General features: G+C 66.9%; 11 protein-coding genes and 1 tRNA gene. 2 read left to right on the forward strand and 10 right to left on the reverse strand.

Annotation, left to right across the window (positions count from 1 at the left end):
* Positions 1-234: 234 nt before the first annotated feature.
* Complete coding sequence (locus tag ABQJ54_RS12310; RefSeq protein WP_367854603.1) at positions 235-996, reverse strand: MBL fold metallo-hydrolase; 762 nt, start codon at positions 994-996, stop codon at positions 235-237.
* A complete protein-coding gene (locus ABQJ54_RS12315; RefSeq protein WP_367854604.1) occupies positions 993-1,718 on the reverse strand; it encodes a 3-deoxy-D-manno-octulosonic acid kinase in 726 nt (241 codons plus the stop codon). Before ABQJ54_RS12315 ends, ABQJ54_RS12310 begins: the two co-directional genes overlap by 4 nt.
* A 37-nt stretch (positions 1,719-1,755) precedes the next feature.
* On the opposite strand from ABQJ54_RS12315, the gene ABQJ54_RS12320 reads away from it, so the two are divergent.
* A complete protein-coding gene (locus ABQJ54_RS12320) occupies positions 1,756-2,799 on the forward strand; it encodes a glycosyltransferase family 9 protein (RefSeq protein WP_367854605.1) in 1,044 nt (347 codons plus the stop codon).
* 214 nt (positions 2,800-3,013) lie between these two features.
* Here the strand turns inward: ABQJ54_RS12320 and ABQJ54_RS12325 are convergent, their stop codons facing one another.
* From ABQJ54_RS12325 to hisS, 5 genes are all read right to left on the reverse strand, one after another.
* Positions 3,014-3,757 (reverse strand): 3-keto-disaccharide hydrolase, encoded by a 744-nt coding sequence (locus tag ABQJ54_RS12325; RefSeq protein ID WP_367854606.1) that lies wholly within the window; start codon positions 3,755-3,757, stop codon positions 3,014-3,016.
* Between the two features lie 29 nt (positions 3,758-3,786).
* Positions 3,787-6,219, reverse strand: a complete 2,433-nt coding sequence (locus ABQJ54_RS12330; protein WP_367854607.1) for a GH92 family glycosyl hydrolase — start codon at positions 6,217-6,219, stop codon at positions 3,787-3,789.
* Between the two features lie 250 nt (positions 6,220-6,469).
* A complete protein-coding gene (locus ABQJ54_RS12335; RefSeq protein WP_367854608.1) occupies positions 6,470-6,868 on the reverse strand; it encodes a DUF6165 family protein in 399 nt (132 codons plus the stop codon).
* An 18-nt stretch (positions 6,869-6,886) separates the two neighbouring features.
* Positions 6,887-8,788 carry an HAL/PAL/TAL family ammonia-lyase gene (locus tag ABQJ54_RS12340; protein ID WP_367854609.1) on the reverse strand — a complete coding sequence of 634 codons (1,902 nt, stop codon included), beginning with the start codon at positions 8,786-8,788 and terminating at the stop codon, positions 6,887-6,889.
* A 108-nt stretch (positions 8,789-8,896) separates the two neighbouring features.
* Positions 8,897-10,270, reverse strand: coding sequence for a histidine--tRNA ligase (gene hisS / locus ABQJ54_RS12345; protein ID WP_367854610.1), 1,374 nt, complete (start codon positions 10,268-10,270; stop codon positions 8,897-8,899).
* A 165-nt stretch (positions 10,271-10,435) separates the two neighbouring features.
* On the opposite strand from hisS, the gene ABQJ54_RS12350 reads away from it, so the two are divergent.
* Positions 10,436-10,512: transfer RNA gene (locus tag ABQJ54_RS12350), tRNA-Pro, on the forward strand.
* 118 nt (positions 10,513-10,630) lie between these two features.
* On the opposite strand, the gene ABQJ54_RS12355 is transcribed toward ABQJ54_RS12350, so the two are convergent.
* From ABQJ54_RS12355 to ABQJ54_RS12365, 3 genes are all read right to left on the reverse strand, one after another.
* Complete coding sequence (locus ABQJ54_RS12355) at positions 10,631-11,179, reverse strand: hypothetical protein (protein ID WP_367854611.1); 549 nt, start codon at positions 11,177-11,179, stop codon at positions 10,631-10,633.
* A gap of 429 nt (positions 11,180-11,608) precedes the next feature.
* Positions 11,609-12,004, reverse strand: a complete 396-nt coding sequence (locus tag ABQJ54_RS12360; protein WP_367854612.1) for a carboxypeptidase-like regulatory domain-containing protein — start codon at positions 12,002-12,004, stop codon at positions 11,609-11,611.
* A gap of 199 nt (positions 12,005-12,203) precedes the next feature.
* Positions 12,204-13,013 (reverse strand): ferritin-like domain-containing protein, encoded by an 810-nt coding sequence (locus tag ABQJ54_RS12365; RefSeq protein WP_367854613.1) that lies wholly within the window; start codon positions 13,011-13,013, stop codon positions 12,204-12,206.
* Between the last annotated feature and the right edge of the window lie 88 nt (positions 13,014-13,101).

Raw genomic sequence — 13,101 nt, forward strand, 5'->3', positions numbered from 1 at the left:
CACCCCTCCGCGCTACGCGCTGCGGGGCCAGCCTGCGGCTGTCCAAAATTCGTTCCCGACGAATTTTGTCGAACCCGCGATACGGGGATAAGCCGTATACACAACTCCAGAGCATCCTGATTCAACCACTCGGACACCTCTCCGCACGCAAAGCCTTCCCACCGGCCCAACCGCGACTGGTGAAGACGCGGAAGGATAGCGGTCACCACGTCGACTGACAAGGGACGATGGCGCTCAACCGGCATCCGCATGCGGCGGCAACGGCGCTCCCAGCGCAACGCGCTGCCCTGCCGCAGCGACCCGATAGCCACGTGCCGCCAGCGCCGCGCCATCGGCCGCGCTGCCGTAGTGGTACAGCAGCAGGCGCGCGCGCAACACCGCGTCGTACTCGCGCTCGATGTCTTCGATGCCGGTGTGCGAGGGGTTGCCGATCAAGCCGCAGTCATGCGCCACCAGCACGTTCCCGCCGGCATGCTGGGCCAGCACCTCGGGAATCGGCCGGGTGTCGCCGGTGTAGACGAAACTGCCGGACAGCGCGAGGCCGAACGAGGTATTGGGCCGGTGGTGACGGGTGGCGAACACGTCGAACCACAGGCCGTCGAGCCAGAAGCCGCGCGTGCACGGCACCAACCGGAACGCCTCCCAGAAATTCACCCCGCCCTCGGCCAGCACCCCGGGATAGTCAGCCACCCGCGCCTGCAGCCATGGCAGCAATGCCGCGTGCGCGAACACCCGCGTGGTGCCGCGCAGGTGCTCGTCGAACCACAGCTTGATGAACAGGCCTTCCAGCCCCGCCACGTGATCCATGTGGGTGTGGGTGACGTAGAGCGCCGGCGGCAGGGCGCCGTAGGCATCGAGGTAACGGTCCAGCGTGTCCGGGCCGCAATCGACCAGCAGCACCGGCACGCCGTCGCGTTCCAGCACCACGGCCGAGGAACCCAGCTCGCGGGCCGCATGCGCCGCACCCGTGCCGAGGAAATGCAGATGCCAGTTCATGCGCTGAAGGTAGCCTCGTAGGCGTCGAGGAGAGGTGTCCAGACCGCCGCGCGAAACGCCTCTTCGCCCTGGGCGGCGGCGCCCAGCTTGACCAGCGAGCGGTGCAGCCGCTCAAGATTGGCCAGCCGCCAGCCCGCGGCCGGCGCGCGCAGGCATCCACGGTCGAAATCGATCAGGTGCAATGCCGAGGACGTCACCAGCACATTGTGCGCATTGAGGTCCGCATGCCAGATGCCGGCGCGATGAAAACGCGCCACCAGCGCGCCCGTCTCGCGCGCCAGCTCCGCGTCCAGCCGTCCGGCGGCGAGGCATTCGGCCAGCGTCTGCGCGTCCGCGATGCGCAGGGTGATCAGGTCGGCGCGGTAGAACAGGCCATGCCTCTGGTAACGCGCGGCTACCGGCGCCGGCCCGGGCAGACGCAACCGTGCGATCTCGGCCAGCAGGCGAAATTCGGCGAAGCTGCGCGTGGCATTCGCGCCACGCCACAGGTAGCGATCCCCCATCAGTTTCGCGACCATGCCACCGCGGCGGTAATGGCGCAGCACGCATTCGCCCGCCGGCGTGGCAATCAGCTGCACGCCGCCACGGCCGCCTGCCTGCGAGCGCAGCGCGCCATGCTCGCGCCAGTGTTCCGGCACGAACCAGTCGGCGTCGACTTGTGGCGATGCCGTGGCGTCGAACAGAATCGCACCATCGGCGTCTTCGCGCAGTTGTTCTTGCATCGGTGCCTTGCGCTCCTTCAGCTTCCGGCGATTTTACATGTCCCCTCCCGCTTCGCTTTGCCTGCTGCGCACCTCGGCCATCGGCGATGTCACCCATGTGGTGCCGCTGGTGCGCACGCTGCAGGCGGCATGGCCGCAGGCGCAGCTGACCTGGATCGTGGGCAAGCTGGAACGCAAGCTGGTGGGCGACCTGCCCGGCGTGGATTTCGTCACCTTCGACAAGGCGGCGGGCTGGGCCGGCATGCGCGAAGTATGGGCGGCGCTGCGCGGCCGCCGCTTCGACGCATTGCTGCAGATGCAGGTGGCGCTGCGCTCCAACCTGCTGAGCCTGGGCATCAAGGCGGATCGGCGCATTGGCTACGACGCGGCACGCGCCAAGGACCTGCATGGGCTCGTCGTCAACGAACGCATTCCCGCCCGCTCCGGGGAGCATGTGCTCGATGCCATCGGCAGCTTCTGCGAGCCGCTGGGACTGAAACAGACCGAGGTGCGCTGGGACATCCCGGTGCCCGGTGAAGCGCAGGCCTGGGCTGAGGAACAATTGCCGGGCGGCGCGCCTACGCTGCTGGTGAGTCCCAGCTCCAGCCATGCGCTGCGCAACTGGCGACCGGAGCGCTACGCGGCAGTGATGGACCATGCCGCAGCGCGCGGCTGGCGCGTGGCGCTGGTGGGTGGTCCCTCGGCCGCCGAGCGCACGATGGCCGATGCGGTACTGGCCGCATGCAAGCACGCACCGCCCGACCTCACCGGCAAGGACACGCTGAAGAAATTGCTGGCCCTGCTCGGCCGCGCGCAACTGCTGCTGACGCCGGATTCCGGCCCCATGCACATGGCCAACGCGGCGGGCACCAAGGTGCTCGGCCTGCACGCCGCCAGCAACCCGGACCGCTCCGGCCCCTATTCCGACCGCCGCTGGTGCGTGGACAAGTACGACGCGGCGGCGCGCAAATACCTCGGCAAACCGGCTAGCGAACTGGCCTGGGGCACGAAGATCGAGCGGCCCGGCGTGATGGACCTGATCGAAGCCGGCGACGTGATCGAGTGCTTCGACGCGGCCAGCGCCCATCTCGGGATCGGTTGAAGCCGCAGCGCCATCTGGAGCCGGTTCACGATCCGCACATGATCCGCGCCGGGTAGCAGCGCACCCTGTGCACGAAGGCTTTTGCTCCCATCAGCGCCAGCGCATTCGCGCACAGGATGCGCTCCTACCGGCCTCGGTGGAAGCGATGGCAGCCGCATGGTGTCCACGGCAACGCAACGCGGGCCATGCGGAAACCGTGAACAGGCTCTTGCAGCTACAACTCCCGCAGCTTGATGTCGCGGAACTGCAGCCGGATCGGCGTCTCGCCCTTGTCCTCCGTGCCCTGCAGGGAAACATGTCCCTTGCGGAAGCTGCCGAAGTCCGGCCACGCCTTGAACTTGGTGGAGGCGACCAGTTTCTTCCACTCGTCCGTCCACAACCAGGTGTCGAGCACCTTGTGGCCATTCTGGAAGAACTGCAAATGCCCGTGCTCGGCAATGATCTCGAAACGGTTCCATTGCGGCGCCTGGTTGACCCATTCCACCGGAGAGGAAATCAGGTCGAACAGGTCGCCCGAGCGCTCGTTCAGCACACGGCTGTCCGGCTTCGTGCAGGCCAGGTCGGCGATCTGCATCTCCGGCCCGGTCTCGTAAGGCTGCGCATATTTCGGTGACTCGTTCACGTAGAACATCACCCCGCTGTCGGCACACGGCGTCATCCGCCACTCCAGCTTCAGGTCGAAATTGGCGTATTCGCCGTCGGTGACCAGGTCGGCGAAATCCTCCGGGCGACCGCTTCGTCCGCGCTGCAGCTCGATGCTGCCATCGTGGACCGACCAGTCCCTTCCGGGCGCCTTCTGCAGGTAGGAATGCCAGCCATCGAGGCTGCGGCCGTTGAACAGCAGGTGCCAGCCCTGCGCCTTCTCCTGGGGAGTGAGGGTATTGGGCGCCTGTGCGCTCGCCATCCCGCAGGCCAGGCAGGCCCAGGCCATGAACAGCATGCGTTGCTTCATGAGCATGTGGCGGCTCCTACGTGTCGGTTGCGCCGTCAGGTACCGGCGTGTCCCGCATCGGGTGGGAAGGAAGGCGGCGCGGCGCGCAGGTCGCCACCCCAGGTCTTGTCGGGCGTCGCCTGCAGCGAGAAGCGCAGCCGTCCGCCGTGCGTGGCGAAAGTCGCCGGCAGCCACGGGCGCGCATACGGCTTGCCGTCGACCTGCAGGGCGTGCACGTAGGGCGTGTCGGCCGCAGCGCCCGGCGCATCGATCACCACGTCGCCGCCGCTGCGGCTGACGACGGCATGCTCGAACAGCGGGCTGCCCACGACCAGGTCCGCGCTGCCGGGAATCTCGGGATACAGCCCCAGTGCCGACCACACGTACCAGGACGACATCTCGCCCAGATCATCGTTGCCCGGGATGCCATCCGGCGTGTTCTTCCATAGCGCATTCACCACCGCGCGCACGGTCGCCTGGGTCTTGTACGGCTGGCCGGCGAAATCGTAGAGCCAGGGCGTCTCCACCGACGGCTCGTTGTTCAGTTCCGCATGCAGCGGTCCGGCGTTGGTGAAGGCCCAATGTCCATTGGCATCGTGGAAGAAGCGGTCCAGCCGCTCCATCGCCTTGTCGTAGCCGCCCATCGCGTCGAACAGGCCGTGCAGGTCGAACGGCACCATCCACACGTAGACCGCTGCGCTGGCCTCGACGAAACCGTCGTCGGTGGACGGCGTGAAGGCGGGCCAGCTGCCGTCGGCATTGCGGTTCTGGATGTAGCCGCCGTCGGGCGCGGCCTTCGGATTGAACACGTTGCGCCAGTAGCCGGCGCGGTCGAGGAAACGCCGTTGCCCTACCCGGTCGCCCACGTCGGCGGCGAGTTCGGACAGCGCGAAGTCGGCCGTCGCATCCTCCAGCGTCTCGGCGGCACCGCCCCATGCGTGCGACTTGGTGGCGATGTAGTGCAGCTTCAGCCACTGGTCCAGCGATGGCCGCTCGCCCACGCATTCCACGTTGCAGCCGTCGTCCGATCCGTCATGCGCGGTCGGTACGGTGGCGGCACGGACCAGCGAGGCATAGGCGCCACGCAGGTCGAAGTCACGGCCGCCGAACGCGTAGATGGCCGCCAGTGCCGGTACCGCGGGATCACCGCTCATCACGTGGGTGCCCCCGCTGTTGTGCGTCCAGCGGTCCCATTCGCCCCGGTTCTGTTGCGCCTGGTTGTAGAGCGACTGCGCGATGTCGCTGCCCACCTTCGGCATCAGCCAGGTCACCAGCTGCAGTTGCGAGCGGTACACGTCCCAGCCGGAGAAGTTGGCGTACTGCGCCTGCTGGTCGCCCTGCACGCGATGGATCTTCTGGTCGAAGCCGCGGTATTCGCCGTCGACGTCGCTGAACACGTTCGGGTGCAGCAGGCTGTGGTACAGCGCGGTGTAGAACACCGTGCGCTGGTCGGCGCTGCCGCCGTGGACCTGGATGCGGCCCAGTGCCTGGTTCCAGGCGTCGCGCGCGTGCTCCTGCACCTGCGCCAGCGTGGTCCCCTGCGGAATCTCGGCGTCGAGGTTGGCGCGCGCGTTCGCCAGGCTCACATAGGAGATGCCGACGCGCACCCCGATCGGCCCCTTGGCCGGATCGAACGACACCCACACGCCCGAGCCCTTGCCTGCGGTCGGGAAGCCCTTGGCGTCGTAGCCGGTGCCGCCCTGCGCGGCGGTTGCGCCACGATGCACCACCGCATCCTGCCAGGCGCCGGTGGCGGTGAACGGCTGGTCGAAGCGGGCGACGAAGTAAAGCGTGTAATAGCTGCGCTGGTCGGCCTTGGCCAGGTAGCCGCAGAAGTTGCCGCTGGTGACCGAGCCGCTGATCGTCCGCTGCGCCGTGTCGATCCACGTCTCGGCCGCGCTGCTGCTCACTTCCGAATCCGAGCTGCGGACCAGCAGGTTCGCCGGCTTGCCCACGGGAAAGACGAAGCTCGCCATGCCGCTGTGCATCGCCGCCGCCAATTCCAGCCGCACGCCGTTGGCCAGCGCCAACCGGTAGTCGCCCGGCGTCGCTTGCTCGTCGGCATGGCGGAAGTCGACGGCATAGCGGGTGTCGCCGGTGTCCACCGAAGGCGAGTCCGTGACCGGTTGGGTGACCGGCATGACGGGAATGTCACCGCTCGCCCCCGCGCAACCCGCTCCCGAGAGATGGGTGAGGCTGAAGCCGCGGATGCGCCGCGCATCGAACTGGTAGCCGCTGGGCGAAGCGGTACGCACGTGGTGCCCGCGCGTGTTCTCCGGACTCCACTGCAGCATGCCGAACGGCATGACTGCGCCGGGATAAGTGTTGCCGCCATTGCTGCTGCCGATCAGCGGATTGACCGCAGCGGCCGGCGACGTGTCCACCGCCGTCGCGCACGCCGTTGTCAGCGCAAGCAGGCTGCCCGACACCAACAAGCATGCGAGGGGGAAGAACTTCGGCTTGGCGCTGTTCCGGTTCCGCTTGCACATGGGCAGGTGTTCCCTTGGAATGATCGTGACTTTGGATCGATCTAAATCAAGGGTGCAAATCTAGTCCAAGCCACGCCATGAATCGAGCTGCAGAGCAACATCGCAGACACGAGGCATGGATTCACCGAGGCCAGGTGCGGCGCCGCCAACCGCTGCCTCGGTCTTCCGTAGGAGCGCACCCTGTGCGCGATGGCTCTGGCGCCGATCGGAGCAAAAGCCTTCGCGCACAGGGTGCGCTCCTACGGGTAAATCAGGGGGCGCGGTAGTCCTGGTAGGACTTTTCCTCGACCAGTTGCGAGCCGAGCTTCACATTGATCTCGCGCTTCACCGCCGCGCGCTCGTCGTTCCTGAAATACACCGAGCGCGCCAGCTCGATGAAGCCGGCATCGAAGGCCTGCGCCTTCTCCTTGAGGCGGATCTCGTCTTCGATCTCCCACAAGGCCTCGTTCACGGCAAGCAGGCGCGCACGCTCGTCGCGGATGTCGGTTTTCGAGGCGGGATGCGCGGCCCAGGTCGCATTGAGCAAATCCAGTTCGTTGCGCACGTTGGCCAGCTTGGCCGGATCGCCGATGCGCTGCGACTTGATTTCGAGGATGGTGATCTTGTCGATCAGCTCGCCGTAGGACACCGGGGTCTGGATCAGGCTCATGGGTGGCAACTCCGAAGATCAGGCCGCATGCGCGGGATGGAAGGCGCCCTGGCGCACGAGTTCGCAGACCGTGCGCACATCGCCGTCCAGCGCGCGGTCGCGATGCAGGAAACCGATGTGCTTGCGCAGCATGGCGTGGGCGCGGCGCACGTCGGCGCCGGCGTGGAAATCGCTGGTGGCCGACAGCGCCCCGGCCAGCTGGCGCACCTCGGCGACGAACTGCTCGTGATGCGGCTGGCCTTCGCGCGGCGCATTCGCCACCTTCGCCGCCAGCGCCTGCCAGCCGCCACGCTGCGCCAGGCGGCGCGCGGCGTTCAACATTTCCTGGCGGTAATCCAGCGCCTGTGCCGCGGTGTACAGCTCCAGCGCGATCACGTGGCCGAGGTCCTCGATCATCTCGAGCACGTGGCGCGCCTCGTTGGCACCCATCGAGACGTGGTCCTCGGCGTTCGCGCTGGTCGGCACCGAGTACACGCTGGCCGGATGCGCGCGGGTGGCGAGGTCGTTGACCAGCGCCGCGGCGGTGTACTGCACGATCATGAAGCCGGAATCGGTGCCGTCCTCGTTGCCGGTGAGGAAGGCCGGCAGGCCGTCGTTGGTGGCCGGGTCGACCAGCTTGTTGAGGCGGCGCTCGGAGATCGACGCCAGCACCGGGATCGCCGCCTTCACGTAGCTCATCGCCAGCGCCAGCGGCATGCCATGGAAGTGGCCGGCGGAGATCACCTGCTCTTCGATGAACTGCGCACCTTCCGCATCCGGGAAGATCAGCGGGTTGTCGGTCACCGCGTTCAGCTCGATGTCGAACACGCGGCAGGCCTGCGCCCAGGCATCGCGCACCGCGCCATGCACCTGCGGCATGCAGCGCAGGCAATAAGCGTCCTGCGGCTGGTGCTTCTTGCCGCCCTTGAACGGCAGGAAGCGCGCATAGAACGCCTCGCGGCCATGGCGCTGGTTGGCCGGCACCCAGTTCCAGCCGATGTCGAAACTGAGCGCCTGGTCGTCCAGCTCGTTCCACGCCTCCGCCGTCCACGGCTTGAAGTGCGGCACCAGGTGATAGGGGATGTCGACCAGGGTGGATTCCTGCAGCAGCTCGCGCACATGCGCGGCCACCGCGGTCTGGCCCGGATGCGGGCGCAGCGTGTGCACCTCGGGGCGCAACGCACCGCTGCGGCCGGCGAAGGCATCCAATGTCATCGCTGCGGCGAGGTCGGCGGCATCGAGCAGATGCTCCAGGTCGTGCAGGGCCAGTGCGCCGGTGGCCAGCATCTGCGCGGTGCCGTTGTTGAGCGCCAGGCCTTCCTTGAACGACAGGCGCACGGGTTCGAGACCCGCACGCTTCAAAGCCTCGCCACCCGGCAGGCGCTCGCCCTCGTAGAACGCTTCGCCACCGCCGAGCAGCACGATGGCCAGGTGCGAGAGCGGTGCAAGATCGCCGCTGGCACCCACCGAACCCTTCTCCGGCACCACCGGCACCACGCCGGCGTTGAGCATCGCGGTCAGCGCTTCCAAGGTTTGCACGCGGATGCCGGAATGCCCACGCATCAGCGTGTTGATGCGGATCAGCAACATCGCGCGCACCACATCGGCGCCGAACGGCCTGCCCACGCATACCGCGTGGGTAATGATCAGGTTGTGCTGCAGCTCCTCGAGCAGCGTGCCTTCCGGTGCTTCTGCGCGGCTGCCCGGCAACTCGTCGCGCACGCGGTGCGCGCCCAGCAGCTTGTCGGCATTGCTGCCGAAACCGGTGGTAACGCCATAGGTTGGCTCGCCGCAGTTGACCTTGTCGGCAAGGAAGTCCGCCGCGCGCTGCACGCGCTCCAGTTGCTTCGCGTCCAGCGCCACCTTGGCGCCGCCGCGGGCCACCGCCACCAGCTGCGCCCGGGTCAGGCTGCTGCCGTCGAGAAGAATGGTTTCGCTCACAAATGCTCCAACAAGCCCAACAACGCCAAGAACCAGGCCGTTCGCGGCTGAAGCCGCTCCTACGACGCACCGCCTTGTAGGAGCGGCTTCAGCCGCGACACGTATCCCTTACCCCATCGCCGCGGCCTGCTCCAGCTCCACCCGCAGCGTCTTGACCAGTTCGGTGCGCGCCACCTCGAACTGGTCGCCGCGGCGCAGGTCCTTCACCGTGACCACGCCCTTGGCCAGCTCGTCCTCGCCCAGCACCACGGCGAAACGGATGCCGGCGCGGTCGGCGTACTTGAACTGCTTGCCCAGCTTGCCGCCTTCCAGCACCACCTCGGTGGCGATGCCGGCGCCACGCAGTTCGCCGGCCAGCGCGAGGTAGGCCGGCAACTGCGCCTCGTCCATCTGGGTCACCAGCACGTCCACCGTGCTCTGCGCCGTGTGCACCAGGCCGGCTTCGCGCAGCTGCCAGTACAGGCGGCTGAGGCCGATCGAGATGCCTACGCCGGGCAGGTGCGATTTGGTGTACTGGGCGGCAAGGTTCTCGTAGCGGCCGCCGGAGCAGATCGAGCCGATCTGCGGATGATCGTTGAGCGTGGTCTCGTAGACGATGCCGGTGTAATAGTCGAGACCGCGCGCGATCGACAGGTTCAGCGCGTAATGCGTCTCCGGCACGCCGAGCGCATGGATCAGGCCCAATACTTCCTTCAGCTCGGCACGGCCCTGCTCCATCGCCTCAGGGCCGGGGCCCAGTGCGTCGAGCTTGTCGAAGGCATCCTGCAGCGAGGTGGAGCGCACCTGCACGAAGGCGAGGATCTTCGTCGCCACCTCCGCCGGGAGACCGAATGCCTCACCGGTGAGCGTGTCGCGCACGTAGTCGGCACCGCGCTTGTCCAGCTTGTCCACCTCGCGCAACACCAGCATCTGCTGCCCGGCGTCGGCCACGCCCAGGCTCTCGAAATAGCCGCGCATCAGCTTGCGGTTGTTGAGCTGGATGGTGAACGGGCCGATCGCCAGTTCGCGGAACACGCTGTAGATCACCGCCGGCAGCTCGGCGTCGTAGCGGATCGACAGGCTGTCCTTGCCGATCACGTCGATATCGCACTGGTAGAACTCGCGGAAGCGGCCGCGCTGGGCGCGCTCGCCGCGGTACACGCGCTGCATCTGGTAACGGCGGAACGGGAAGCTCAGCTCGCGCTCGTGCTCGGCCACGTAGCGCGCCAGCGGCACGGTAAGGTCGAAGCGCAGCGCCAGGTCCGGCTTCTCGCCCTGCTCCAATGCACCGGTGGACTGCACGAAATACACCTGCCGCTCGGTCTCGCCGCCGGTCTTGGTCAGCAGCACGTCGGCGTACTCGATCACCGGCGTCTCCACCGGCAGGAAACCAAAGCGCTCGTAGTTGCGGCGGATCGTGTCGAGCATGCGCTGGAACGCGATCTGGTCGAGCGGCAGCAGCTCGAGCACGCCAGGCATGGTGCGGGCCGGGGTAAGCGCCATGGAAACCTCTGGGAACGGGAGAACGCGCCGCCGGTCGAACCGCCGCGCAGCAGCCGCCAAGATTAACAGATGGCCCCCGCCAGCCGCAGTCGCCATCGCGGCTTCGCGCCGGATGCGGAAACTGTTGCCAAGCCCTCTGGCCGTCATTAAGATGTGCGGCTACCGCGGGGTGTAGCTCAGCCTGGTAGAGCGCTACGTTCGGGACGTAGAAGTCGCAGGTTCAAATCCTGTCTCCCCGACCAAGATTCGAACTTCTGGATCCACCGATTCCAGGAACAGGAAAGCCGCCCTCTCGGGCGGCTTTCCTGTTTGTTCCCACCAAGTACACCCGCACGGACCGCCACGGGGGCAGAGTCGACCTCAGGATTTCGAGGCCGCCGCATTCGGCATGAGGCCGAAACGCAGCATCACCAGTTGCCCGTTCGCGCTGCAGGCGGCTTCGGCACCGAGCTGCCCCTTGTCGAACTGCATCGGAACCAGCACGACGACATAACCCTGCATCATCTGCCCCTGGGCCGCGCCGCCGATCGATTTGGGCTTGCCGTACTGCTTCGTCAACTCTCCCCAGGCCTGCTGCAGCTTGTCGCTTGCCGGTTTGTGCGCGGGGTCGAACGACTGCATCGCGCCGTTGAAATCTCCCTTGTTCATGGCCGTGATCGCCTTGTTCGCCACACCGCCGCAACTCGTCGTCTGTGCGGTCGAGGCCGGCGTCGATTGCGGTGCCTGTTGCGGTTTCTGCTGCTGCATCTCTTGCTGGCGCATCTCCTGCTGCTGCGTCTCCTGTTGCTGCTGCATCTCTTGCTGGGGCATCTGCTGCGGAGCTTGCTGCGCAGGAGCCATCTGGGCCTGCACGCCGCTGAAGGCCATCAACATGGCCGGAAGTATGAAAGGGATGGCCAGTTTCTTCATGTCGTCTCCTCCTCGTGGGGATGGGAGCGCGACGGCAAGCGTGTCAGTCAAGGAGATTGCATCAGACCGAAGTGCGGTGCCGGCGGTGAAGCGGCCAGGGCCGTCGCGGAGGGAGCGCCGCCTATACGGCGCCTCCCCATCCTCGTGAGCCGGGATACTGCTGTCAAACCAGACGCGGGCAACCATTCAGCAAAATGGGCATCCGGTGTTCCACAAGCCACGGTTTCGACCTGTGGCGGCCAGGACGGCCAATTGGTTCATGGGGAAAGCAGCGGCTGGTTGGTTGCCTGGCGTGCTCATTGCGCGTTGCCCTGCTCTGCGGATTCAGCCAGACCGTCTTTCCTGTCCCCCAACCAGTGTTTCAACGAAAACGGCCGCCTCATGGGCGGCCGCTTTCGCTTTCGGCCAACTTCACCGGGCAAACTACCCTCAACTGCTCGATGTCGCAGCGCAGTGGTCGTTCGGACAGGCAAAATCCACCTCCGCGCCCCCTCCGGCCGTCAACGGAATTTTGGTGCGCGTATCGACGGTTTTGCCGTCCTTCTGCAGCAACACCGTGTACACCGCCATGGGCAGGTTGCGCAGGCTGTAGCGCCCATTGGCATCGACGGTAATATGGCGATGCAAACCGTTGCTGCTTTGCGCGAGAACGGTTTCGCCTGCCGGCGCCTGGCCGAAGATGTGTGCCGTCGTGCTTTGCGCGCTGACAGACAATGGCAACATGCCACCCGCCACTGCCAGGCCTGCAACCAGCGTCAACCGGAACGCCACACGCCCACTACACGCCACGCACAGGCGGTGCCTGGCATGTTCGATGATCGTCATGTTCCCCCTCCCTAGACATCCTCTGAAATGGGAATCCCGCCCATGATTTCGATAGGCTAGCCATCCCCGGTCCCCGCCCTGCAGAACCATGCCGGCGTCCTGTTCACCCCTGGCGGCACCGCAAAGCTAGCGACAAGTGGCGACGCGCCGCAAGTGAAGCCGGACCCTGTTCGCTTGCCGCCGCTCCCGGCGTGCTTGCTCAGCCCGCCACGGCCAGCGCCGCCAGTCGGTCCAGTTCATCTTCGACGAAGCCCGCCTCCAGCCTTGCAGGGCGATTGAACGGACCGCGCAGGCTGATGCCAAGATGGTCACGCAGCAAGCCGAAGAAATTCTCGAAGGGATCGATGCCGTCGCGCCCGCAGCACCAGCGGTACCAGCGCGTGCCGGCGGCCACGTGGGCCACTTCCTCGCGCAGGATCACTTCCAGCACGGCGATGGTGCGTTCGTCGCCGGCATGGCGCAAGCGCTCGATCATGCCCGGTGTCACGTCCAGCCCGCGCGCCTCCAGCACCCGCGGCACCAGCGCCATGCGCGCGGTGTCGGAGTGCGCGGTCTTCTCGGCCATTTCCCACAGGCCGTTGTGCGCGTCGAAGTCGCCGTAGGCGTGACCCAGTTCGGCCAGCCGCGCGGACAGCAGTGCGAAATGACGGGCCTCGTCGCACGCGCAACTGGCCCAGTCGCGGTAATAGTCGTCGGGCATGCTGCGGAAACGGTACACCGCGTCCCAGGCGAGGTTGATCGCATTGAACTCGATGTGCGCCACCGCGTGCACCAGCGCGGCGCGACCTTCGGCGCTGCCCAGACCGCGCTGAGGCACCTGGCGGGCGCTGACCAGCCGCGGCTTCGCGGGGCGACCCGGGGCGCCGATCGACTCGGGCGGCGAAGCGTCAGGATCGGGGCGCAGCTCGCCCGACTGCACGGCAGCCCAGGCGGCATGGGTGAGGCGGAGTTTCTCGGCCGGGTCGATGGCGTCGAGGCAGGCCTTGGCGGCGGCGTGGAGGTGGGTCATACCCTCCAGCAGGCTGCGTGCCCCCCTCTCCTTAACGGGAGCGGCCATCTTAACGGGAGCGGTCATCGTCGCTCTCGCCCAGCATCCA

It is taken from the genome of Rhodanobacter lycopersici, assembly GCF_040812335.1.
In the GTDB taxonomy this organism is placed as follows: domain Bacteria; phylum Pseudomonadota; class Gammaproteobacteria; order Xanthomonadales; family Rhodanobacteraceae; genus Rhodanobacter_A; species Rhodanobacter_A lycopersici.

Coding starts and splice junctions, on each gene's coding strand:
- ABQJ54_RS12365 (WP_367854613.1), bottom strand. CDS start 13,013: ATGACCCACCTCCACGCCGCCGCCAAGGCCTGCCTCGACGCCATCGAC.
- ABQJ54_RS12325 (WP_367854606.1), bottom strand. CDS start 3,757: ATGCTCATGAAGCAACGCATGCTGTTCATGGCCTGGGCCTGCCTGGCC.
- hisS (WP_367854610.1), bottom strand. CDS start 10,270: ATGGCGCTTACCCCGGCCCGCACCATGCCTGGCGTGCTCGAGCTGCTG.
- ABQJ54_RS12355 (WP_367854611.1), bottom strand. CDS start 11,179: ATGAAGAAACTGGCCATCCCTTTCATACTTCCGGCCATGTTGATGGCC.
- ABQJ54_RS12320 (WP_367854605.1), top strand. CDS start 1,756: ATGTCCCCTCCCGCTTCGCTTTGCCTGCTGCGCACCTCGGCCATCGGC.
- ABQJ54_RS12310 (WP_367854603.1), bottom strand. CDS start 996: ATGAACTGGCATCTGCATTTCCTCGGCACGGGTGCGGCGCATGCGGCC.
- ABQJ54_RS12360 (WP_367854612.1), bottom strand. CDS start 12,004: ATGACGATCATCGAACATGCCAGGCACCGCCTGTGCGTGGCGTGTAGT.
- ABQJ54_RS12330 (WP_367854607.1), bottom strand. CDS start 6,219: ATGTGCAAGCGGAACCGGAACAGCGCCAAGCCGAAGTTCTTCCCCCTC.
- ABQJ54_RS12335 (WP_367854608.1), bottom strand. CDS start 6,868: ATGAGCCTGATCCAGACCCCGGTGTCCTACGGCGAGCTGATCGACAAG.
- ABQJ54_RS12315 (WP_367854604.1), bottom strand. CDS start 1,718: ATGCAAGAACAACTGCGCGAAGACGCCGATGGTGCGATTCTGTTCGAC.